We start from the raw sequence: 23433 nt of genomic DNA, 5'->3' as shown, positions 1-23433 counted from the left end.
TCCAGAATCAAATTAATTGTAAGCCCCTGATTTTGTTGCATATATTATGGTCATCGATACAAATACTGTGTGTATTGCACCAAAAAAAAAACCAATATGCACCAAATGCACCAATCTATTGCATCGCATATTATCTAGTTTCATAGAAAATAGCAAAGCATTGTGTCAAATAAGTGACAAAATAGGCTTTTTTTTGATGTATAAATATAAATGATTTCAATAGCTTAATCAGCTATCAGAGCGCAGTGAACTTTTCGGCGTCGGTAAAATGACTGCCCTGCGCGTCCTTGGCAGATAATGCGGGTGCAGTCTCAAGCGGCCACGCAATATCCAGGGTAGTATCATTCCAGATGATGCAACGCTCATGTTGCGGGGCATAAAAGTCTGTTGTTTTATACAGAAACTCTGCACTTTCCGATAACACCAGGAAGCCATGTGCGAATCCTTCCGGCACCCATAGCATTTTTTTATTTTCCTGGCTCAGCACTTCACCTACCCACTGACCATAGGTGGGCGAGTTTATGCGCAGATCCACCGCCACATCAAATACCGCCCCCAGTGTCACGCGCACCAGTTTTCCCTGCGGTTGTTGTATTTGATAATGCAAGCCGCGTAATACGTTCTTGGCCGATTTAGAATGGTTGTCCTGCACGAACCTGGGGCGTAAACCAGTCGCTTCAGCAAACACGTTTTCGTTAAAACTTTCGTAGAAAAAGCCCCTGTCATCGCCAAACACTTTTGGCTCAAACACTAAAACATCGGCGATAGAAGTCTGATGCGCAATCACTAAAATACCTTCTCATTCACAATCTGTAGCAAATACTGTCCATAACTGTTTTTCTTGTAGAGCTCGGCCTGCTTGAGCAATGCTTGGGCAGTGATGTAACCCATGCGGAAAGCGATCTCTTCCGGGCAGGCGATCTTCAGGCCCTGCCGATTTTCTATGGTTTGAATAAACAGCGAAGCTTCCAGCAGCGATTCGTGGGTGCCGGTATCCAGCCAGGCGTGACCTCGGCCCATGACTTCGACATTCAGCTGCTGCTGGGCAAGGTAATGCTTGTTCACATCGGTGATTTCCAGCTCGCCTCTGGGCGAGGGTTTCAGGTTGCTGGCAATATCGCTGACCTGGTTATCGTAAAAATACAAACCGGTCACCGCATAGCGCGATTTAGGCTGCGCTGGTTTCTCTTCCAGGCTGATGGCTTTGCCCTGCGGGTCAAACTCCACCACGCCGTAACGCTCAGGATCATTGACCGGGTAAGCAAAGACGGTGGCCCCAGTTTGTGTTTCATTGGCCTGCTGCAGCGTGGTGGCCAGGTCATGCCCATAAAAAATATTGTCGCCCAGCACCAGCGCGCTAGGCGAGTTGTCTATAAACGAGCGGCCTATGATAAATGCCTGCGCCAGCCCATCGGGTGAAGGTTGAACTGCATACTGGATATTGATACCCCATTGTGAGCCATCGCCCAGCAACTGCTCGAACCTGGGGGTGTCTTGTGGTGTAGAGATCAGCAAGATATCTTCCACCCCTGACAGCATAAGTGTAGTCAGCGGATAATAGACCATGGGCTTGTCATACACCGGGATCAATTGCTTGGAAACTGCCTGGGTGGCCGGATACAGGCGGGTGCCAGAGCCACCTGCCAGAATAATGCCTTTTCTATTTTTTGCCATTGTTCACCTTGTTAAGCACGCCTTATAAAATTTGCTGTAACACATGCGCTACGCCCTGCTTCCAGTCAGGAAGGCGCAGATCAAATGTGTTCTGGAACAAGCTGGTATCCAGCCTGGAATTAGCCGGACGTTTTGCCGGCACCGGGTAATCCGCGCTGCTGATGGGTTTCACCATGTCTGGTGTTACTTTGACTGGTTTGCCGGCGGTGACCGCTTGCGCAATCACAAAGCGGGCATATTCGTGCCAGCTGGTCACCCCGGACGCTGCCACATGATACAAGCCGTACGGGAATGCCGCACCTCCGCTGGCTTTGATGCGCGCAACCAGCTGCGCAGTCACATCCGCCAGCAGCGCGGCAGAGGTCGGTGCGCCAAACTGGTTAGCCACCACACTCAAACTGTCGCGCTCACTGGCCAGCCTGAGCATGGTCTTGGCAAAGTTGCCGCCATGTGCGCCTACTACCCAGCTGGTTCTCATGATCAGGCTGCGTGGGCAGGTGCTCAATAACGCTTGTTCGCCTTGCAATTTGCTGTGGCCGTAGACATTCTGCGGATTGGTCGTATCAGTCTCGCGATAAAACTGCTCGCCCACCCCTTCAAATACATAGTCAGTCGAATAATGAAACACAAAGGCGCCGATTTTAGCGGCTTCTTCACCCATGATGCGCGGCGCATCGACATTGATCTTTGTGGCCAGCACGGCATCTGATTCGGCCTTATCCACTGCGGTGTAAGCCGCAGGGTTGATGATGCCATCCGGTTTGATCTGCTGTATGAGTGCGCGCAGCGCAGACGCATCGGCCAGATCGCAGTCAGCCCTGCCGATTGCGATCACTTCGGCCACAGGCGCCAGGCTGCGTTGCAGTTCAAAGCCTACTTGGCCGTTGCATCCGGTCAGCAGCAACTTCATTGATACTGCTTTTCTACCCACTGCCGGTATTGGCCGCTGGTGATGTTTTCCACCCAGGCTGGGTTATCCAGGTACCACTGCACTGTTTTGCGTATGCCGCTTTCAAAGGTTTCTGCCGGTTTCCAGTCCAGTTCTTTTTCCAGCCGGGTAGCGTCTATCGCATAGCGCCTGTCATGGCCGGGACGGTCTTTGACATAGGTGATCTGCGCATTAAAAGACACGCCATCCGCACGCGGTTTCAGCTCATCCAATATCGTGCAGATGGTATTCACCACTTCAATGTTTGGTTTTTCGTTCCAGCCGCCCACATTATAGGTCTCCCCCAGTTGCCCGGCCGCCAGTACACGGCGGATAGCCGTACAGTGGTCTTTGACATACAGCCAGTCGCGGATCTGCTGCCCATCGCCATAAATCGGCAACGGCTTACCCTGCAAGGCATTGTGGATCACCAGCGGGATCAGCTTTTCCGGGAAATGATACGGACCATAGTTATTCGAGCAATTAGTGGTGAGTACCGGTAAACCATACGTGTGATGATAAGCCCTGACCAGATGGTCAGAAGCGGCTTTGGACGCTGAGTACGGGCTGTTAGGCTCGTAACGGTTGTTTTCGTTAAAAGGCGGGTCAGTTTTTTCTAAAGAGCCATAGACCTCATCAGTAGACACATGCAGCAACCTGAAATCGCTTTTTGCATCGCCTTCCAGGCCAACCCAGTACGCGCGCACTGCCTCCAGCAAATGGAAAGTGCCGACCACATTGGTCTGAATAAAATCTTCCGGGCCATGAATAGAGCGGTCAACATGTGACTCTGCAGCAAAATTCAGCACTGCCCTGGGTTGATGTTCAGCCAGCAAGCGTCTGACCAGTTCAAAATCACCGATATCGCCCTGAACAAAAATATGGCGTGGGTCATCTTTAATGGAGCTCAGGTTATCCAGATTGCCTGCGTAGGTCAGTTTATCCAGGTTCAGCACAGGCTCATCCGACTGCGCCAGCCAATCCAATACAAAATTACTGCCGATAAAGCCGGCGCCCCCAGTAACAAAAATCATGTAATCAATAACCTTTTTTAGTGTTCAGATAGCAAAAAGGCATATTAGAACGTTTTTGCGCTATCGACAATTTTAGTATGAATTTATCCGTGCAACCGGGTTTGTCTTATGCGAACTGCTTAAGCTGCGCCATCACAGCCGTGAGTAATGATTGCGCCGCCGCCTGGCTGTTTTCTTCAACATAGCACCTGAACTCTGGCGCATTGCCTGAAGGCCGCAAATGCACCACGCGGCCGGATTGCAGGGTGGCCCGCAAGCCATCAGTGCTGTCGATATGCGATAGCTGCTCAGCAAGCTGCAGGGATTGCAACATATGCTCAGGATGCTCAGTCCAGCCCGCCAGCAGTGCCTTGCTTTTCTCGGTTGGGAAATCCTGCAGGCGGTCACTGGCGGTAAAGCGCTGTGGCAAAGCTGCCACCAGTTGTGACAGCGGCTTACCCAGCGCTTTTACCTGTGCCAGCAGCGTCACCACCGGCAATACCGCATCCCGCGTTGGCAGGGGCTGTAATGATGGTGCGTTTGCTATATGGCTACCCAACAGAAAACCGCCATTGGCCTCAAAACCGGCCACGCTGGGCGCGCCCTCTTGTTGCAAGGCTTGCATGCCGGCGATCACAAATGGTGAGCCTATGCGAGTGCGCGCTACTTGCTGGAAAAAACCGCTGGCTTCTATCGCGGTATTACAGCTGACCGGTACCGCCAGATGCGAGATCTGCAAGGCCTGTGCGGTGAGTAAACCGACAATATCACCGCGCAACCAGTGACCGTGTTCATCACTGATCAGCGGCCGGTCACCATCACCATCGGTAGAAATGATCGCATCTACCTGATATTGCGCCACCCAATCCAGGCCGCGTTGCGTATCTTCGGCCGAAACGGCTTCAGTATCTATAGGCACAAAAATGTCAGAACGTTCCAGGCAGATGACTTCAGCGCCCAGATCCCCCAGCAGACTGTGCAAGACGTCGCGCGCCACACTAGAGTGCTGGTAAATAGCCAGCTTTAAACCGGCGAGCGCCTGCTCACCGAGTAAATCCTTATAACGCTGGATATACTCGGCCCTGGCCACAGGATCCTCTTCAGGCAAGCTGCTGGCCGTTTCAGATAATGACTGCAGCTCACTGGCCAGCATGGCAGCTTCATCAGACTTGGTGATCTCGCCATCGGGCCGGTAAAACTTGAGGCCGTTGCGGTCAAAAGGAATATGACTACCGGTGACCATGATGCCAGGCACACCGCGTGTCTGCGCAAACAAGGCCAATGCCGGTGTGGGGATAGCGCCACAGAAGATCACTTCCAGCCCTAGCTGGCGCAGCATCTTGGCACAGGCTTCGGCAATGCGCGGGCTACTAGGGCGCAGATCTACCGCAATGGCTACCTGTTTAAAACTGAATGCGCTTTGCACTGTCTTTATAAAAGCCTGGGTATAAGCGGCACACACGTCGTCAGTCATGGCGGCCACCAGGCCACGCGCACCGCTGGTGCCAAAGGCCACCCCGCTCTGCTGCATCACAGTTTGTAATACCGGCATCTCTGCTACCTTAACTACGGCCATAGGTATCTTCGTAGCGGACAATGTCATCTTCGCCCAGATAGCTGCCTGACTGCACTTCTATCAGATGCAAGGGCAGCTTGCCCGGGTTTTCCAGCCTGTGCGTAGAACCGATAGGGATATAAGTCGATTCATTCTCGGTATACAGCCTGCTCACATCATTCACAGTGATCATGGCAGAGCCGCTGACCACCACCCAATGCTCGGCTCTGTGATGATGCATCTGCAACGACAGTCTTTCGCCCGGCTTGACCATGATGCGTTTCACCTGGAAGCGCTCGCCTATATCTATGCCCTCGTACCAACCCCAGGGTCTATATACGCGTGGATGCATCTGGTGTTCAGAACGACCGCTAGCTTTGAGATGGTCAACAATGCTTTTAACATCCTGCGCCCTGTCCCGGTGTGCGACCAACACTGCATCACCCGTTTCCACGATCAGCAAGTCTTCTACGCCCACCGCCGCCACAAAACGGCTTTCAGCACGGATCAGGGTATTTTTCACATCCTTAAGGAAAACATCACCGCGAGTGGCATTGCCCTCTGCGTCATTAGCCTGCACTTCTTTCAGGGCCGTCCACGAGCCCACATCATTCCAGCCTATGCTGGCCGGCACTATCGCCGCCAGTTTGGTTTTTTCCATCACCGCATAATCAATAGAATCCGAAGGCGACTCGGCAAAAGAAGCTTCATGCAAACGCACAAAATCCAGGTCTTTGTAACTTTGCGCCACGGCGCCAGTGACTGCGTTCAGCATGGCAGGCGCATATTGCTGCAGCTCGCTCAGGAACACCGCCGGTTTAAACAGGAACATGCCGCTGTTCCAGTAGAAATTACCGGCATCCACATATTGTTGTGCCGTCTCGGCATTCGGTTTTTCTACAAATCTGGCCACTTCAAACGCGCCTGCAGCGCCACTTAAAGCATTGCCGGACTGAATATAACCATAACCAGTCTCCGCATGTGTAGGCTGTATGCCGAAGGTGACCAGCTTGCCCTGCTCCGCCGCCACGCTGGCTTTACGCACTGCGGCTTCAAAAGCAGCCACATCGGTGATCACATGGTCGGCTGGCAACACCAGCATCAACACATTTTTATCTTTCAGACTGATGGCGGCCGCAGCGATCGCCGGCGCCGTGTTACGCGCAACAGGTTCCAACACTATGGATTCAGGGTTTAAATCAATCTGGCGCAACTGCTCAGCCACCAGAAAGCGGTGATCATTGCCACATACCACGATAGGGTCACCTATATCTGCCCAGCTGGATAGCCTGGTCAAGGTTTCCTGCAGCATGGTGTTATCAGTCACTAAAGGTAAAAGCTGCTTAGGCAATACCGCCCTAGAGAGCGGCCATAATCGTGTGCCAGAACCACCAGAAAGAACTACCGGAATAACTTTCATTTGAAACACCATTTAATTAAATAATAAACTTGAAATATTTCTAACCACGAAACGAAGCATGAATCTGGCTGTAATAAAGCCAGTGGCAACATTTCATAGCGCACGAATAACTATAACTTGCATGAGAGGGATTTGCGCTAAATGCCAAGTATTCTTCTAGCTTTACGGAAAGCCCGGATAAACAGATTGGGTTTATAAAAACGATCCATTTTGTCTTTTAATGGTGTCATTTTATTAATAAAAAAGTTCAGGTCACCCTGTTTTTTCGCCTCGTAAAAGAACCCATGGCTTTCACGCGCCATAGTCCTGCGTAAACGCACCAAGGCAATCCTCTTCTTAGCGATGGCTTTTATAGTGTCCAGATTCACTCGCTTGCGCGGAATCGCTTTCCCGGCATTGACATCGTCATGCAAACGCACAACCAGACCTTCTCTGCGATGACGGAAGTTTCCTTGCTGGGATAGGCAAAGATCATCAATTGCAAGGTTTTCCAGCACGATCTGCTGGGATATCTTTGCAGTATTCAGAATGCTGTCTATGACCTTGTTTCTGACTAAAACAATGTTAGTTCCCTGCCAGTAAGTATTGAATTGTGGTAGCCAGGCATCACCAAAAACAGCATCGGCTGTTTCGGCAAAAATATCATCACAATAATCACAGGCTTCTAATTGAAAGGTTGCATAGCCCCATCCTCCGCCGAACATCCGGGCTGAGGTTTTTGCGTAACTATTGCCAGCATGGTCTGTCGCCATAAAATCATAGGCATTGACTGTAGAGCTTTTATTCTTCTTTCTGAAATCTACCGCTTTGAGAGCCTCAGGCTTTACGCCCAGTTGCCATGACAATAACTCGGCAAATGCTGAAGATTTCAAGTGACCACATACCAGGCCTAGCGTGAAAGAGATTTGTTTAGCCAGCACCTCATCATGTAAGGCAATATTGCGTAATGCCTTGATAAAGCATGGTACACCCACAAACACATAGCGCTTGCCATCCCCTCTCACCTGCTTGAGTACAGCATCAAAGCTCAATGAATAATATTGTGATTTCTTATGTTTATCAGCCTCAGCCTCAGAATAGGATACAACAAAGGAGAACAGCGCATCGTTGTCGGCAGATTGATTTTTTCCTACATGAATAATGCCATCAACATGACCTTGTTTTAATAACTCGGTAGCAACATAGCTGGTCAACCCGCCAGAACTACTGTTCAGCAAAGTGTCTTCACTCACCCTGCGACCAGAATATATACTAGAGTAATAACCTACTCTCTGGTCATAATGCTCTGAGTCTTGATATATCAGCTTGCCTAAGAAGTCCTCATTCTGGCTATTATCAGAAAATGGACATACTGAATCGGCAGGGCTGTCGGCTAAGTTAGCAATGGCTGAAAAATCCGCGACCATTGCACCAAATGAGTTTCTTACCAGTTTCACATTCTGATCAACAACCGCACACGCGCCACATCCTACGCACACGCCTTGCTGGGCCACATTCACAATGGTGAATGGCTGGGCATGGGAGATTGAGTTTTGTTTTAGATTAGTTACATTCATGGTGCGTATTCTGCTTATATTGAAAATGCAAACTGGTCACATACAGTTTATTAACATTAGGTGTGATCACTCAACGAGTTGCTTCTAATGCATTCATCAAGAAATTGGCCGACTTTTCCCTGAGTAGTTGCAATTTAGTGTTGATTTCATTGTAATCAATTTTATGGCTAACTAAATCTTTTACTGAATATTTCTCCAGGCTGCTCTCATCTACCATTCTGGACACCAGGTCTAGTTGTTGTAGCAATGAGGTGAATCTGCTTACACCTCTATGGCTATTGCCTATGACCACAAATGGTTTGTTAAACATGATGGAGAATGCCATGCCATGAAACGAGTCTGTTATCACATAATCGGCATCGTGAAACGCTGTAACCCACTCCGGTGCGGTCCTGTCTGACTGTAGCCCAAGAGATTTGACTGCATAATCTGTACCCAGGCTCTCATGTATCGCATTAATGAAGTCTTTTTTCTTTCCTTGCTCATCAAGCACATAGGTTAGCAAGGTCTTCTGCTCAGATACATGTTTTGCTTTGATTAAAAATTGATCATAAAAATTTGGCTTCACCAGCAGTGTCGGGTCCACGACCAGCTGACTATCCTTTCTTGCCAGCTGCTGGCAGATGGCTACACCATCAGATTCCCTGGCGGAAACTGCATGAAAGTCGGCCAGAAGTTTGGAAACTTCATCTAACTTTTCAGCGGCTTGCCACTGCGGTTTACCGAATGATGCCGCATAAGAAATTTTGCGCACTTTGCTACCGTCAACAAAGCTCAGAAAATATCTTTCATATCCGTCTAATATGTAATCCCAACGCCAGACCTGGTCACTACCAACAATGATCGCATCAAGCTTTTCTTGTTTAACTATGCTCTTGAAATCCTCAATGGATCTCAGGGTGCGGGTACGCCTAGGAATGTGGTTCTTTATAAAGGCTTTATGCAGCACCCTTTTTTTATGCGCGTATCTTGCCCCATTAACATTCTGGAAAGGAATTCTTGCAATGGCTGACCACACCAATGATTTCCATTTGTTTTTAAAGTATTCATTTTTTAAGAATACAACCTCAAAACCATGCTGAGAAAGAAAACCGGATAGCGCTACTGCTTGTAAAAGACCTCCATAATTATCATTCAAAGGTAGGGTTAATATTCCGACTTTTTTCATTTGACTCACAAGACTTCCTGAAGATATACAAAAAGGTGAATGTACAAGAATAACGCAGTCATCATTCTTGAGCATAAGCTTTCAAACTGATTCATTGGCTATGAATGCAGCTAAATTAATAGCATGCGCATACAAAGCCATGAAATAAAGTAATTTTAATGCTTCATTTCCCATTGCCAGGCGTGTGAAACTATCGTTTCCAGCTCTGTATATTGGGGAGTCCAGTTGAGAATCGATTTTGCCCGTTTTGAGTCAGCGACCAAGCGTGCAGGATCACCATCACGCCGCGCAGCATGCACAACAGTGATGTCTTTTCCAGACACTTTTCTTGCTGTATCAATGATTTCCTGTACCGAGAAGCCTATGCCATTACCCAGATTGAAAAGGTTACTTTCGCCACCGTTATTCAAGTATTGCAGGGCCGCTAAATGTGCAGAGCATAAATCAGTAATATGAATGTAATCACGCACGCAAGTGCCATCCGGGGTGTCGTAATCACTACCAAAGACTTGAATGTCAGCGCGTCTGCCGGAGGCCACTTGTAACACAAGCGGAATCAGATGTGTTTCCGGATCATGGCGCTCACCCAACTGCCCTTCCGGATCAGCACCGGCAGCGTTGAAATAGCGCAGGCAGACAGAACGGAAATCAAAAGCCTGATCATAGTCAGAGAGTATCTGTTCCATGATCCATTTTGACCTACCATAGGGATTCATAGGGCGATGGGGGTGCTTTTCATCAATCGGTACATAATCAGGCTCGCCAAACACTGCTGCAGTCGATGAGAAAATAAATTTCTTAACATTAAACTTCAGCATTACATCCAGTAGATTCAAAGTGTTGCTTACATTATTCTGATAATAAATATCAGGTTTGCGTACCGATTCACCCACTTGAATATAAGAAGCAAAATGCATCACCGCTTCAGGCTGATGTTGCTCGAATAGCTGATTGAGACAATTGACGTCAGCCAGGTCACCTTCAATAAAAGTACCACCAAGTACAGCATCTCTATGCCCGTTAGACAGATTGTCCAGTGTGAGCACATCATGCCCGGCACTCAGTAACATCTTTACCATATGGGAGCCTATATAGCCTGCACCACCTACTACAAGAACTTTCATGATTGCATGTTTCCAATAACAATTAAATCCATCACTATTTATTTTGCGTTTGCTTTTTGAGCTCAGCCAGGGAGCTCACTTGCTGAAGCAAGGCGTACTCCTTAGTCCAACATTGTATATATGCACTTATTTTCCCGTAACTATTATCTAATACGTAATGGGGAGTATTTAATAGCACAGACAGGATGTGTGCATGCAGGCGGTCTGTGATTACCACCTGCCCTCTGGATAGTATCCTTAATCCTCGCTTAACTCTAATTTTTGCCTTGGCTTGATAATAATGAAATCTGAAACTTTGAGTAAAGGCTATACTTAAAGCATCAATGACTGCAACTGCGGCCGCCTTCCATTTAAAAAGCTTGCCGTCATCTAACCAATCGCAAGTCTCAGAGTCTTTATTGTCATGTATCAATTCATTCCATGCGTAACTTTGTTTTTTTTCACTGTCTGTCCTGAGTAGATAAAGATACTTAGAGCAGGTTTTTTTTCTAGGTTGAGCACCCAAAACAAACGCACAATCTGGAGAGAGTGTGACATTCGATTTAAAGTTGCGTGCCGCAAAATCATAACTTTTCTGATCACGAACCAACAGATGAAAGTCTGGATGATTGTTAAAAATCTTTACCGCTTTATGAAGGTTATTTGAATCTAAAAAGTGTATAGACTGGGGCAGCTGAATAACTTTTCTATCAGGAAATAAGCTTACTATACGTTCTCTGAAAGCCTGATGTTGCGGCCAGATGTCGCCAAAGTTACCTCCGCCATGAATAAAAATGACGCCTTCTGGAAAGCAAGCCACCAATTCATCAGCGTCAAAGCTATGCAAGTCTGCAACATAACCGGGGAGATTCCCGGTCAAACGCTTTAATAATATGACCTCCCCTAGCCATATGGCGCTATCCCCTACATTCGAATGGTCAGGAAAGTCTATTAACGCGTAGCGATCGCCGCTATTTACAAATAAGCCCAGTATTTGTTCAAGCTTATGGATCTGGGCATCAATAACAACGGTATTTTCTTGCATGTGCGCTCGTTGATTATCGTGCCTTGGCTTTTAAATTAATGATGTTTTTTATGGACATTCTGAACGCATCAGAAAATACATACATGGAAACAACCGCCGAGATTAACAGCAGATTCAAAATAATATGCTTAATGACTATATTTACGTTCATAAAGTGACTGATCGCCATCAGACTCAGGATCGCTGTCATGTAAAAGAAACAGATCACATACGGAGCATGCGTGATTTCATTGGTTGCAATGCCGTTCTTTCTCAAGAAAACAATAGAGCACAGCCATAATATCAAATTGCTTAATCCCAAACCTACCAATGTAGTTTCCAGCGAGCCCAGGGCGGCACCTATCAGAATAAAACTAACGAATACCGGCAAGGTATAAATAGAAAACAAAAACCGTTTACCCATCAGGTTTTTAGAAAGACATATCCAAAAGTGCGAGTAAGACGCCACTTGAATGATTGCAACCACACACAAGGCCTGAACAATGTAAACCGCAGAATCCCACTTTGCCCCTAAAACGACTAGTACTATCCATTTAGCATTGATTGCCAGCATAGAGAACGTAAACGATACCGCCTGCAACAGTACCGACTGGCCATAGTTAAGGAATTTATAATATTCGATATCATCATTCTTTAAACGTGACAGCACAGGGAGCGCTAGCGTTGTGGAAGGCGAGTTGATACGGTTGAGCGAGATAAGCACTATCTGCTGTGCCCGGTTATAAATACCCAATACATCGGTACCGAAAAACTTGCCGATAATAAATGTGTCTGCAGACCGGATCACCTGGCTCAGTAGCTGCGCACCTAACATGTTTAACCCAAACTTCGAAAAGTGAGTTACGTTTGTTTTGAAGCATGGCAGACTCGGAATCCAGCCATGATAAAACGCAAAAAGTACAAGCACCAGCAAGTAGTTGATCACTTGCTGGTACACCACCGCCCAGTAGCCTATGCCGTAAGCTGCCAGGGCAATGGCAGCAACTGTACTAATGAATTGAGCGACTGATTCGCTGACTGTGATTTCTTTTAATTTCAAATCACGATTCAAGCCTGCTTTATATTGTGTCGCCACGCCATTGATGACAAAAACTACTGCTAAGACCTGAGAAATCGGTATTAAACGGGCATCATGAAAGAAATCCGCGATCAGCCAGCTGGATAAAAATAGCACGACCGAAAGTATCAAGCCTATCAGTGTGTTCAACCAGAAAAGATTGCTTTTTTCTCTCTGCGATAAACTTTCTGCCTGGATCGCAGCCGAGGACAAACCAAAGTCCCTGAATATCTCGCCTATACTCACTACTGAAAGCACAATCGCAGTCAAGCCATAGTCATCTGCAGAAAGTAATCTGGACATGATGACAATGGCTGCTATCTGAACTAAAAATCGAAAGAATTGACCGGATATTAGGGTGAAAACACCTCGTTTGGATTGCTTGATTAAATCATTTGTCATTTAAATACCAATATCGTCATTCTTTATCAATCTGAACCAAACAAATCCCGTGAGTAGACTTTTGTCAGCACATCATCAAGTTCTGCAGCGTGCCGGTTTGAAATGATCACATCGGATATTTTCTTAAACTCATCCAGATCGCGCATCACAGTCGAATTAAAGAACTCCGCTTCAGTCAGGGCAGGCTCATACACGACAACCTGAATACCGCGCGCTTTAATGCGCTTCATAATGCCCTGGATAGACGATGCCCTGAAATTATCCGAGCCGGCTTTCATGATCAGGCGGTAGATACCGACCACTTTCGGATTTTTCTTGATGACGCTCATGGCTACGAAATCTTTGCGCGTGGTGTTCGCATCAACGATCGCATTGATCAGGTTCTGCGGCACTTGAGAATAGTTCGCCAGCAACTGTTTGGTATCTTTGGGCAGGCAATAGCCGCCGTAACCGAATGATGGATTGTTGTAGTGATTGCCTATGCGTGGGTCCATGCAAACCCCCTCAATGATCTGGCGTGTGTTTAAGCCATGTGTTTCAGCATAAGTATCCAGCTCATTGAAATAGGCCACGCGCATAGCAAGAAAGGTATTGGCGAACAGTTTGATCGCTTCGGCCTCAGAACTGTTTGTCAGTAGCACCGCGACATCTGGCTTGAGGCAACTATCTTTGAGCAAATCGGCAAATTTTTGCGCCCTTTCCGACACTTCACCAACCACAATGCGCGATGGATACAGATTGTCGTATAGCGCCTTGCCTTCGCGCAAAAACTCCGGGGAAAAGATCAGGTTATTGCAATTAAGCTCTGCACTGATCTTTTCGGTGTAACCGACCGGAATCGTGGATTTGATGACCATCACCGCATTCGGGTTGATCGCCATCACATCTTTAATCACCGCCTCTACAGACTTGGTATTAAAGTAGTTAGTTTCAGCATCGTAATCTGTCGGTGTCGCGATCACCACAAACTCAGCATCTTTATAAGCCTCATTTTTGTCGGTGGTGGCTTTGAAATTCAGTTGTTTGTTACTTAGAAAGTTTTCTATTTCGTGATCAGAAATCGGAGATTTTTTTTGATTCAGCATCGCCACTTTCTCCGGAATAATATCCAGAGCGACCACCTCATTTTTTTGAGCCAGTAAAACTGCCAACGAAAGGCCCACATAGCCTGTACCAGCAATTGCAATTTTCATACAACATCCTTTAAAACTATAGAAATCTGATAGATACGAATGATCTAAAGTAGTAATAGTGCTACTTTTGAATAAGGTTTTCTTTTAAGCACTAAAAAAAGTTTTTAGATTATCAATCAACTCTGGCGATGCGAAATTACTGATGCCGTCACCACCTTTTAAAGATTGATAGTCACTTAGAATCGCCAGCAATTCCATCTCGTTCTGCGCCACATGGATACCAGACTTGTTACCTAACCACTTGCATGTCGCCAGTTGATGGTCGTTACGGTGTTCGCCCTGGGCAGCCAACCTCGGCATGATGATGATGGGCTTTTGATAGCGCAATGCAGTCAGTATTGATCCCATTCCGGCATGAGAAATAATGATCTCGGCCTGTTGAAACAGTTGATCGGCTTTAGCTGGCTCGAGAAAGACAGAAAACTCTGCATTTTGTGGCTTATATTCTGATGGACCCACTTGCAAATACAGCTCTACGAGTTTAGCAGCATTCCATGTATCTACCGTTTTAACTAATCTATCAAAGGGAAGTTGCGTGCCTACCGTTACGAATATCATAAAACGCTACCCCACGTTTTCAAACCATTAGCTTCATCTACCAGGTGAGGCCATTGGGTCAACCATACATCGGCCCACCTTTTTGCGCGCTTGCCAGAGCTGGATAATGTTTCAGAGTTCGCAACGCTGTCTATCCATATGGTTTTGGCCCCCAGCAGCTTGCCGAACATGATTGCCGCATAGCCAGGAGCAGCTCCGGTGGTGATGACGAAGTCAGGTTTCACTTTAAAGATAATACAAGCGACTTCTAGGAACATTTTAATCAGCTTTAGCTTTTCCCACATGTTCGCATCAGTCACTACATGCAAAGGCTGTTCAACCTGGGATGCGTATCCTGCATTTGTAGAGATGAATTGTACGGACATCCCCTCAAATGCCGGCCTGATCCTGAGTAACTGCACCCAGTGACCACCGCCTGAAGCTACGGCTACAACTTTCTTCATAATTAATGTGTCCTTAAAATAAATTCTATTTTTTAATAGTTAAGGTGATGGTTAAATCGGTTGATTGAGTCGGGGATGTTTCAATATAAATTCCATTTCGCTCATTACCTTGCGTGTCAGGTGTTTTTGCAATCACAAGTCGCTGGAGCTTTGCTGAAGAAAATCTCAATGAAAAACGGCTATTGTTGCAATTTAACTGCAGGCCTTCTGGACGGTCAAGCTGATAGACATGCGCGACTTTCCAGTATTTGAACGGCCCTTGCGATAAGTCCTTATTTTCTTTCGCCTCTTTCAACCCTGAGTCAGGCACGACCTCACAAGCGGTGTTGTAAACAACGCCATAAGTATGCGGCTGGCTGGATTCATAGCGGATCTTATCGATGACACTGTCGTTTTCTATCTTAAGTGTACGCGTTAAATTTACATTTTTTCGATAATTCTCAAAAAAGATTTCTGATGAGTTGTCTGCAATAGACAAATTAGTTGTTTTTGCGCGTGATGGCCATGGTGCCTGGCCGTCGTAATCTACGATAGGTGCATTGGAAGAATGCGCTCTCTTGAAAAAATTAGTGTGCAAAGGCGAGCCATAACCTACGGTGCCGGCATCTTTAAAGACCCAGTCGTCCTTAAATTGCAGATCATAAGACAAAGCATCCTGATGTGCGTGAAAACGGCTGTATTGGCCATAGCGTTCCATGATATGCCAGTCGCCATTGACAAGCTGAGAAGCGAGTAAGCCATTAAGATCTCTGGATTTTGGCGGCGGCAATGTGACCGGCTCAGCTGCAGCGGGCGGCGTGTCTATTAAGACATCCCAATTTCTGGTGTCCTTATTGAGCGCAGATCCCCAATAAGTGGGATAGATGCGGAATAACGATGCCCAAAGTGAAAAATTTGGTGCTTTTCTTTTACCCTGACTGTCGTTCAGCATAGGCGCTTCTTCATTCTTGAAACCTACCAGCGCCGGGGAAATCATCATTTTAAAATTTTTGATCGCCAGGCCATCAATCTCTGAGTTTGAAACATTTCTTATTTTTGCAGCATAAATCAACTCGCTGACTGCCCTGACTACATAATCTTGATACTGGAACGAAAGCTCATTCCAGAAGTTATCATTGACGCATCGATTAAAAAGCTCAACCACGCCATGTGGCGACTTCAGCCCATAATCCAGCAGGCTTTCATTGTAGAACTCCAGGCCTATCGCCGTGATTGCAGTTGCTTGCCATACCGAGATATTGTTCTCCCCTTTGTAGGCTTTGATGAGATTGGCCGACATAGGTAAAAACAGGTTTTCGTAGATAGTTTTGCGATCAGTCGCGTTGACTTGATCTCCAAGAATCCTTAACGCCTCTAACAAGGGAAAAACATTGACTGCTTCGTCTAGTGATTGATTAAATAGCTGGGCGCTACCATTCCAGGTATTTAACGGGAGCTGGGCGTAATTTTCGCTATATTTCTTTAATTGATCCAATACCCATTTTTGATACGTGTCATCGCCAGTCAGGCGATACAGCTTTGCTGCGTCAACCATCATCTGAATATTGTATGACCGCACATGATAGCGCCAGGCTTTCACAATCTTGTCTGACGCAGCATTCGGCACATTGGAGGTGGGTGCCCAAAATAGAAACTTGCCGGTTTTGACATCGATATAATCGTGCGCCCAGCCTACTGGCGAAGAGTGTTGTTCAGTTGAGTTCTTGATCCAGTAATCTACATCTTTCTTGGTTTTTTCGTACCAGGTCTTCCACTCACCGCTGGTGACTTTGGATTTTGCTTCAGGCCAGTGTTCTTCAGGTAAGCGTACGCCACGAAACACAGCGGTATAAAGCTCTTCTTGTTCATTTAAAGCGGCATTCTCATTCGCCAGTAACTCAGCCGGATGCAGGCAAAGCACAACAAAAAACGCATGGGTGAATAACAAGCTTGCTTTAAGGTAAAACGACTTAGCTATCACAAGATTTTCCCTAACCTTTCTTTGAATCCATCGAAAGAAAAGTGATCAGCCAGCTTAAGCGCCTCCGTCGATAATAAACTTAGCCTTTCACCATCGTGTATTAGAGACAATAAAACCTTGGAAAAGTCCTCAGCATTGTTTGCAATCAATATAGGGCCATTTTCACTGCCCATCCTGAAACCTTCCGCGCCTAACTCAGTGGTGATACATGGCAGACCATTCGCCAGATAATCCAGTGTCTTGATTTTCATCCCACTGCCACTGAGTACAGGATTGATCGCCACTGCAGAAACATCACAGATTTCGGAAAAACTATCCAGCATGCCAAGCAACTTAACATTGCTGAATGTCTTGGGTATAAGCTCGCATACGCTACCGACAACATAGAGTGTGACTTGTGGGTCAGCAGCCAGAACTGATGGCCAAACGTTATTCAAAAACCATAACAGCCCGTTTACATTATGGTGAGCACGGCTGCCCAGATAAAACAGATCTTTTGTTTTAGATTTTGCAGGAATAAACGCTCTTCTGGAAATCGGCGATGGCAGTACGTGTACATTTTTTATATGATGGCTTTGGTAAATAGCCCCGTCATGCTCTGTGATTGCGATGACATCTTCATATTGGCTGATGACACCGAGTTCCAGCTCTGGCGTGATCATAGGTGAAGGCTTGAGCCCGTTTGAAATCATTGAGGCACAGCGTTCAAAGAAAACATCGTGACCTATCAATACTGTCTTGCAATCTGGGGCTAAGGTTGTAAAGTCAAAAGACCTAAAAATCGTATCAACAAATACCACATCGGGTTTGATTTTTTTTATCTCGTTTGCAACAGAGGCGCGCTCGCCACTGGTTAACCAGCGGCCGATTTTAACTAGTTTGTCGTCGCCAACACTGACGCGGCCTTTGAGGAACTTGCGATAGAAGAGTTTTAGTACTCCCTTGATAGAAGGTATACAGAACTGCGTTGTGCTTAGCAGGGCATTAATGACTTTAATTGAAGATACTTTGCAGTTTAAGACCTGCTGCGGGTTGTAGATATATCCTTGATGGTTTGACCCAGTGATAATAAGGCTGATCGAATACTCTTCATGATTGACACATGAAATGAACGCTCGATTATAGGTAGAAAATCCGTTACCATTTTCAACTGGCAAGTCTTCAAATACAAATACAACTTTCTTCATTACGGCCATCTCGACATAAGTTATAAAAAGCAGCTTCGCAATTTTGCAACAACTACCTTTATGAAATATTTTATAGTTTTAAGCAGCTGGGGAGCTTCCGCAAACACTTTTGATTGTAATGCCTGTCGTTCTGGTTCCAGGGTGCTGTTACTCAGATCAACAGGATGAGCAACGAAATCAGATATAAAAATCTGTTGAAAGGCATTTTGCTGCTTTAGATAAAGCCAATCATCCGCCAGGAAAAATGTCTCTTTTGCAACAGATAATAAGTTGTCAGAGACTTTACGGCTGACCAGATAACAGCAGGCCCGGTAAACATGCCGCTCACCGCCAACTATCTTTCTGAATACTTGGCCTGCGACTTTGATATATTTAAATAAACTTTTCGAGATCAACCGTCTTGAGTCCAGGCCATCCTGCCCGCCCAGAATAAACAGACAATCCTGATATTCAGATAATTCATTTTCATTAAAGTTTTTAATGAAAACAGAGAAGCGCTCATCGAGTATGACATCATCCTCGAGGATACAAGCCCATTCATCCGCTGTATTCAAAAACTGCCTGTACGCAATTAAATGACTTAAACCGCATCCGATCTCTCCTAAGGTCGGATTAAACGCCCGCTGTTTGATTTTACCTGCGAAATTTAAATGACTTATCTCAGATTCAGTTAAGAGCTTTCCTTCTATCGCATCAACAAAAGAAAAGCCCAAGCCCAACGAGTTTAGTTTGTTTTCAATGACGCGGCGTTTCTTTTCATCTCGTTTTAAAGAAATTATATATATCTTGAGCATATGTGAAACCTAACTTCCAAGCACTAAACTTAATTAACGGCAGCTTTAGATCATAAAACCGATGACTGTGATCATCCCGAAAATTCTGCCGTTTTTAACGAGAATACGAAAACAGAAGAAATGTAGTCTTCTGCAGTTTGATAAAGTTTGAATCAGAAACCATAGAGACTTTACACTCGGCATCATTGTAACTTACAGCGATACCTTCCATGTTGTCTATCAAGCGCCCGCTTGAATCTCCGGCAAAAATGGTTTCAGATGTCCATACGTTCTTTACCAGTAGCCCATCTAAGTCGACACGTTTCAGTTTAACGAAAAACCTGCCCAGCCAACTCAGTTTTCGCTCCAGTATGAATAAACCACAGTTTTCTTCATATGCCATATCGGAAATATCATAGCCGTGGTCCACTGCAAAGTTAAATTCTTTCACTGACTTTCCGTCTGCGTCCATTATCCATCCAGGGATGGCATCATTATTTTCCCCGGGATTACGTTCTGCGATTGCAAGTATCAATGGCCGACTTTTCTCAACATTTAGCCAGGATATCGCTTCCAGTCCTCTACCTTTAGGCAGGTTGTGCAAGTTGCTGGGCACAGCGGTTAATAGTTTAAATGGAACGCTACTGATATCGTCGTTGTTTAAATCACCTACAAAGATGCCAGAGCTATATGACTCGTGTGACAGCAGCAATTGGTTTTGCTGTTTACTATATGACACTGCCTCTATATCACTGTAACCCGTACTTCTTAAAGATTTTTTGTTTGAGTTAAACAGCCAACCTATTGTTCCAGTAACGTTTCGTTTTTCGCACAGACTCAATGGGTCTGTAATCAACAACCAGGCTGAGAGGTCACTGACTAACAATAGCGAGCTGCCTATGAATGTCATGCCAGACCAGCCGCCAAAATAATTCAGCTCGCTTTGTAGCTCACAGCCTGATATGAATCTCAGATGATCGTTAATAAAATAACTATCGCCAAGTAATTCTTTTAATGAGGCATTTTTATCGCTAATGACGCTTATTTCAACGGCTCGTCCATGCAAATAAGGGCTGGCATTAGGCTTGCCAATGATGCTTTGAACCAGAGTGTAAAAAGCAACAATACAAAAACAGCAAAAAAGAAAAAACCAAGTTAAGCGTGAACGCAACCAACCTTTATGCAAAATAACTAGCCTTTATTCACCGCTGCTTTTATTGCCTGCATAGTCCCTTTTCTAAATTCAGTAAACGCCAGTTGATTGGTGATCACAAGGTAAATACCAACTGCGATTTTCCTGATAAATTGAAACGCCAGTTTGGGGCTGGAGCTAGCGCTTTTCCCGATTGCATACAAGCTACCGGAGTAATATTTAGACACCACCCAGCGCATAGGGTCACGGTGTCCAACCAGTACTTCCGGGAAAAATGCGATAGGCTTATTGCTCAGGCAAAATGCCCTCAATCCATAGTCCAGGTCCTCGCCACCGTTGATTTCGGCGCCCAGCCCCAGTTTCTCATCAAACAATCCCACACTTTTAACCAGTGCTGTTCTGATAAACAAAGTATTAGATGAGGTATTTCTGATAAAGCTTGAAGGCTGTATGGTGACCGTCTTTTTCAGTTCATCAAAATTGGGGTTGCTGATTGGCTTGCTACCGTACTTGGTGATTAAAATATCCTGATTTTTATTCAAAGAAAAGTAACTGGTCGTTTGCTTCATAAATCCATCAGGATACCAGGCATCATCATCAGGGAAAGCACACAGTTCTGCCTGATCTAACAAGGCGTTACTGATTGCGAACTCAATCATAATATTGCGGGCCTTGGATAAAGAAACCCTACGATCGATTGTCAGGAAGTGCCTGGCGCCAGTTTGCAGGTATGGTTCGGTTTCAAATGGTATTTGAGTGGTACTCTGTAACAGAATCACATGGATAGCGCTGATACCATCAGCATTAAAAGACTTATCTACAGAGTTCATTAAACGTTTCAGTTCAGCGACTCTTGCTTCATTGACAGGTTCGCATGTAGTAAAAAGAATAAAGTCTTTTTTTATCATTTAATTGAATCCATTTTCTAAACTTTCCTGCTGTTGTACTTCATCTGCATTGAGGAAGCGACCATAGGGCCCGACACTGATATTTTCCCTGATCACTTTTGCCGGATTGCCTGCCACGATAGAGTTTGCAGGCACGCTCTTGACCACTACAGAGCCGGCCGCAACGATGGAACCATCACCGATCTCAACGCCAGGCAAAATGATACTGCGTGCACCTATAAAGCAATTGCGGCCTATTCTTGTATGCCGTCTGACTCCACGGGTAAAGTCATGCGTCAGAATGGCAACGTCAAACGCGATGTAGGTATTTTCCGCGACATGCACGCCTTTAGGATTAGTCTTATCAAACTTCGCTGAAAGACTGAATTTGACGGAGTCGTGAATATCCATTTTGAATATACGTTTGTATACAAACTTCAATGACTCTTGTAAAACTGACCTGACTTTAGACAGAGATGAATATTTTAGACTAAACATTGCTATTCGCTTTTTTAAGGCCTGTGCCCATCGCGTAAGCTAAAGGCATGATTGAACAGTAACTACTTAACAAAGTATTGTCACTATAAGAAAACAGGGCGAAAGATGTGAGTATGCATAACACTAACACCACATCTTCAAAGTTCTTTTTGATGAATGAGCCATTAAAAACCAGAATGGTGCCTACCAGAAAAATAGCTGCACCAAAGTAGCCTAACTCGCCCACAACCCTTATGTATTCACTATGTACTGCCTGGGTCTTAGTAAAGAGCTTGATGTATTCAGGAATGATCAGCGGGTGATGCCCGTATCCGACACCGGTATTTGGATAGAATTTTATCCACATAATGACTGAGTCCCATAGTTTATCGCGTCCGCTGCTGCTTTGGGATTCAAATCGCATCATTAGCTGATCACCGACAGTCACCAGCGCCAGCAAACCAAATATCAATGAAAACAAAATAAAATAAACTTTGCTCTCAAATTTTTTGATACTGAAAAATAAGATAGGGAACGCAGAAAGAACGATACACACGGTAGGCATGCGGCTACCGGATAAAATCGCGCAGACTAAGCAAAAGAACACCATGGCAAAATTTTTAAGGTTGCCTGTGTGTCTGTAGAGCATGGCAAACGCCACAGAAGATGCGAACGATGCCGCCGCCATATATGCAGGAATAGTGCCACCGCCATAGCGCATGGCGCCAGTATGGTCCTGCATGAATACGCTGCGGCCAAATAGCATTAGAAAAAAGCCATAGAACACCAGAAACGGGGCTATTCTCGATATCCACTTAAGTATGAAGAGCCGGTTATCTTCGCTGGGTTGAATCACATAAAACAAAAGTAATGCAATCAGAGCGATATAAGCGTTAAGTAGCCTTCCCCAGGAGAACTGATGAAACTTGGTAAAGTAGCCAAAGAAAAAAATCGCGAATGTGATCAGGATAAGGCCAAAAAAACCCTGGATAGACGCTTTTGGCTGCGCTTTAAATAAGAAAAATGCTGCTATGATCAGCAAGCCTCTTTCAAAAGGATTGGTGTTTACAAAATTAAAGACGTAGTGCATCCCTAACAGCGTCACCACCATTGAAAATGCAAAAAAAAATCTAAACATCTTCTGATCGAAAGTGATATCAGGATTTCTCATTTATTTGCCACCGCTGACGTCAGGATTCAAACCAGTCAGCCTGACTAATGCATCCGGCTTAAGGGACAGCAATAAGGAGTTAATAAATTGCTCCTCTAGCTGATAAGCATCTTTCACGCTCTCATTAATGGTGGAGACTCTGACAACGAAGCCATCGGGTATAAATCCACGCAACCCAAGTTTTAATTGGGTTAACTTAGAGTCGTAGCCTTTCCTGACCTGATTGTCTGACATAGTTATCCAGTAAATCAGTGGCTCTACCCTACTGCTTTGGGTAGCAAGTAATTTTCTGGCCTTTATCTGGCCGCGGGCAGTATCAAGCACAACATCGTTTTTTTCACTCAGAAGGAAACCTTGCGCTGGGTAGCAGGCATCAGGAATATGCAACTCCCGGCTATCAGACTGATCTTCACCATAGGCGATAGAAAGCATGATCGTCTGTTGAGTGACTTTATTTATATAGGTTCTTGAAAGCGTCTGGTTGTAGATCTGATTAACTAATGAACTGGATGTAGGGTCGACAATGCCGCCAGTATTGGAAAGATCAATCTCTTCCCAGTCATCAAATCTGCTAGGAACGATTTCCTTAAGCGATGAAAACTGGTGATCATCTTTATAGAATTTACTAGGTTGCATAGGGATGCAAATTAAAAAACTCCAAAGCATGATCACGGTCAGTGACAACTGAGTCTTTGTATTGGTACTCATTT

The 23433-nt window shown here is 45.5% G+C and carries 22 protein-coding genes; all 22 read right to left on the bottom strand.

All coding sequences use genetic code 11. The features are described 5' to 3' along the window. Positions 1-235: 235 nt before the first annotated feature. Complete coding sequence (rfbC, locus tag ACFQ1Z_RS03405) at positions 236-787, bottom strand: dTDP-4-dehydrorhamnose 3,5-epimerase (RefSeq protein WP_379055659.1); 552 nt, start codon at positions 785-787, stop codon at positions 236-238. After that, complete coding sequence (gene rfbA, locus ACFQ1Z_RS03400; protein ID WP_379055657.1) at positions 787-1674, bottom strand: glucose-1-phosphate thymidylyltransferase RfbA; 888 nt, start codon at positions 1672-1674, stop codon at positions 787-789. Before rfbA ends, rfbC begins: the two co-directional genes overlap by 1 nt. A 22-nt stretch (positions 1675-1696) precedes the next feature. Beyond that, complete coding sequence (rfbD, locus tag ACFQ1Z_RS03395; protein WP_379055655.1) at positions 1697-2584, bottom strand: dTDP-4-dehydrorhamnose reductase; 888 nt, start codon at positions 2582-2584, stop codon at positions 1697-1699. Further along, on the bottom strand, positions 2581-3636 hold the full coding sequence (rfbB, locus tag ACFQ1Z_RS03390) for a dTDP-glucose 4,6-dehydratase (RefSeq protein ID WP_379055653.1): 1056 nt from the start codon (positions 3634-3636) through the stop codon (positions 2581-2583). Before rfbB ends, rfbD begins: the two co-directional genes overlap by 4 nt. Positions 3637-3742: 106 nt before the next feature. Beyond that, entirely contained in the window at positions 3743-5191 is a 1449-nt protein-coding gene (locus ACFQ1Z_RS03385; RefSeq protein WP_379055651.1) for a phosphomannomutase, read from the bottom strand. Then, a complete protein-coding gene (locus tag ACFQ1Z_RS03380) occupies positions 5178-6590 on the bottom strand; it encodes a mannose-1-phosphate guanylyltransferase/mannose-6-phosphate isomerase (protein ID WP_379055649.1) in 1413 nt (470 codons plus the stop codon). Before ACFQ1Z_RS03380 ends, ACFQ1Z_RS03385 begins: the two co-directional genes overlap by 14 nt. A 137-nt stretch (positions 6591-6727) precedes the next feature. Continuing rightward, positions 6728-8146, bottom strand: a complete 1419-nt coding sequence (locus ACFQ1Z_RS03375) for a Coenzyme F420 hydrogenase/dehydrogenase, beta subunit C-terminal domain (RefSeq protein WP_379055647.1) — start codon at positions 8144-8146, stop codon at positions 6728-6730. Between the two features lie 70 nt (positions 8147-8216). Further along, positions 8217-9314: a polysaccharide pyruvyl transferase family protein gene (locus ACFQ1Z_RS03370; RefSeq protein WP_379057158.1), complete on the bottom strand. Its 1098-nt coding sequence runs from the start codon at positions 9312-9314 to the stop codon at positions 8217-8219. A 155-nt stretch (positions 9315-9469) separates the two neighbouring features. Further along, positions 9470-10438 carry a UDP-glucose 4-epimerase GalE gene (gene galE / locus ACFQ1Z_RS03365; RefSeq protein WP_379055645.1) on the bottom strand — a complete coding sequence of 323 codons (969 nt, stop codon included), beginning with the start codon at positions 10436-10438 and terminating at the stop codon, positions 9470-9472. A gap of 34 nt (positions 10439-10472) precedes the next feature. Then, positions 10473-11462: a polysaccharide pyruvyl transferase family protein gene (locus ACFQ1Z_RS03360; RefSeq protein ID WP_379055643.1), complete on the bottom strand. Its 990-nt coding sequence runs from the start codon at positions 11460-11462 to the stop codon at positions 10473-10475. 13 nt (positions 11463-11475) lie between these two features. Next, complete coding sequence (locus tag ACFQ1Z_RS03355; RefSeq protein ID WP_379055641.1) at positions 11476-12921, bottom strand: lipopolysaccharide biosynthesis protein; 1446 nt, start codon at positions 12919-12921, stop codon at positions 11476-11478. Positions 12922-12947: 26 nt separating this feature from the next. Beyond that, positions 12948-14114 (bottom strand): nucleotide sugar dehydrogenase, encoded by a 1167-nt coding sequence (locus tag ACFQ1Z_RS03350; RefSeq protein WP_379055639.1) that lies wholly within the window; start codon positions 14112-14114, stop codon positions 12948-12950. An 84-nt stretch (positions 14115-14198) separates the two neighbouring features. Further along, positions 14199-14672 (bottom strand): glycosyltransferase, encoded by a 474-nt coding sequence (locus ACFQ1Z_RS03345; RefSeq protein WP_379055637.1) that lies wholly within the window; start codon positions 14670-14672, stop codon positions 14199-14201. After that, on the bottom strand, positions 14669-15115 hold the full coding sequence (locus ACFQ1Z_RS03340) for a hypothetical protein (protein WP_379055635.1): 447 nt from the start codon (positions 15113-15115) through the stop codon (positions 14669-14671). Before ACFQ1Z_RS03340 ends, ACFQ1Z_RS03345 begins: the two co-directional genes overlap by 4 nt. Before the next feature lie 25 nt (positions 15116-15140). Continuing rightward, on the bottom strand, positions 15141-17075 hold the full coding sequence (locus tag ACFQ1Z_RS03335; RefSeq protein WP_379055633.1) for a hypothetical protein: 1935 nt from the start codon (positions 17073-17075) through the stop codon (positions 15141-15143). Beyond that, entirely contained in the window at positions 17072-18262 is a 1191-nt protein-coding gene (locus tag ACFQ1Z_RS03330) for a glycosyltransferase (RefSeq protein WP_379055631.1), read from the bottom strand. Before ACFQ1Z_RS03330 ends, ACFQ1Z_RS03335 begins: the two co-directional genes overlap by 4 nt. 20 nt (positions 18263-18282) lie before the next feature. Further along, complete coding sequence (locus tag ACFQ1Z_RS03325; RefSeq protein WP_379055629.1) at positions 18283-19056, bottom strand: glycosyltransferase family 25 protein; 774 nt, start codon at positions 19054-19056, stop codon at positions 18283-18285. A gap of 94 nt (positions 19057-19150) precedes the next feature. Then, on the bottom strand, positions 19151-20221 hold the full coding sequence (locus ACFQ1Z_RS03320) for an esterase-like activity of phytase family protein (protein ID WP_379055627.1): 1071 nt from the start codon (positions 20219-20221) through the stop codon (positions 19151-19153). Positions 20222-20226: 5 nt separating this feature from the next. After that, positions 20227-21096, bottom strand: coding sequence for a glycosyltransferase family 2 protein (locus ACFQ1Z_RS03315; RefSeq protein ID WP_379055625.1), 870 nt, complete (start codon positions 21094-21096; stop codon positions 20227-20229). Next, positions 21097-21486 carry an acyltransferase gene (locus tag ACFQ1Z_RS03310; protein WP_379055623.1) on the bottom strand — a complete coding sequence of 130 codons (390 nt, stop codon included), beginning with the start codon at positions 21484-21486 and terminating at the stop codon, positions 21097-21099. 79 nt (positions 21487-21565) lie between these two features. Further along, positions 21566-22723 (bottom strand): O-antigen ligase family protein, encoded by a 1158-nt coding sequence (locus tag ACFQ1Z_RS03305; RefSeq protein WP_379055621.1) that lies wholly within the window; start codon positions 22721-22723, stop codon positions 21566-21568. Continuing rightward, entirely contained in the window at positions 22724-23431 is a 708-nt protein-coding gene (gene epsI / locus ACFQ1Z_RS03300; protein WP_379055619.1) for an exosortase-associated protein EpsI, B-type, read from the bottom strand. Positions 23432-23433: the final 2 nt, after the last annotated feature.

The organism is Methylophilus luteus (assembly GCF_042676265.1).
GTDB classification, from domain to species: domain Bacteria; phylum Pseudomonadota; class Gammaproteobacteria; order Burkholderiales; family Methylophilaceae; genus Methylophilus; species Methylophilus luteus.
The sequence above is the reverse complement of the archived record's forward strand: the minus strand, read 5'-3'. Positions and strand labels throughout refer to the sequence as shown.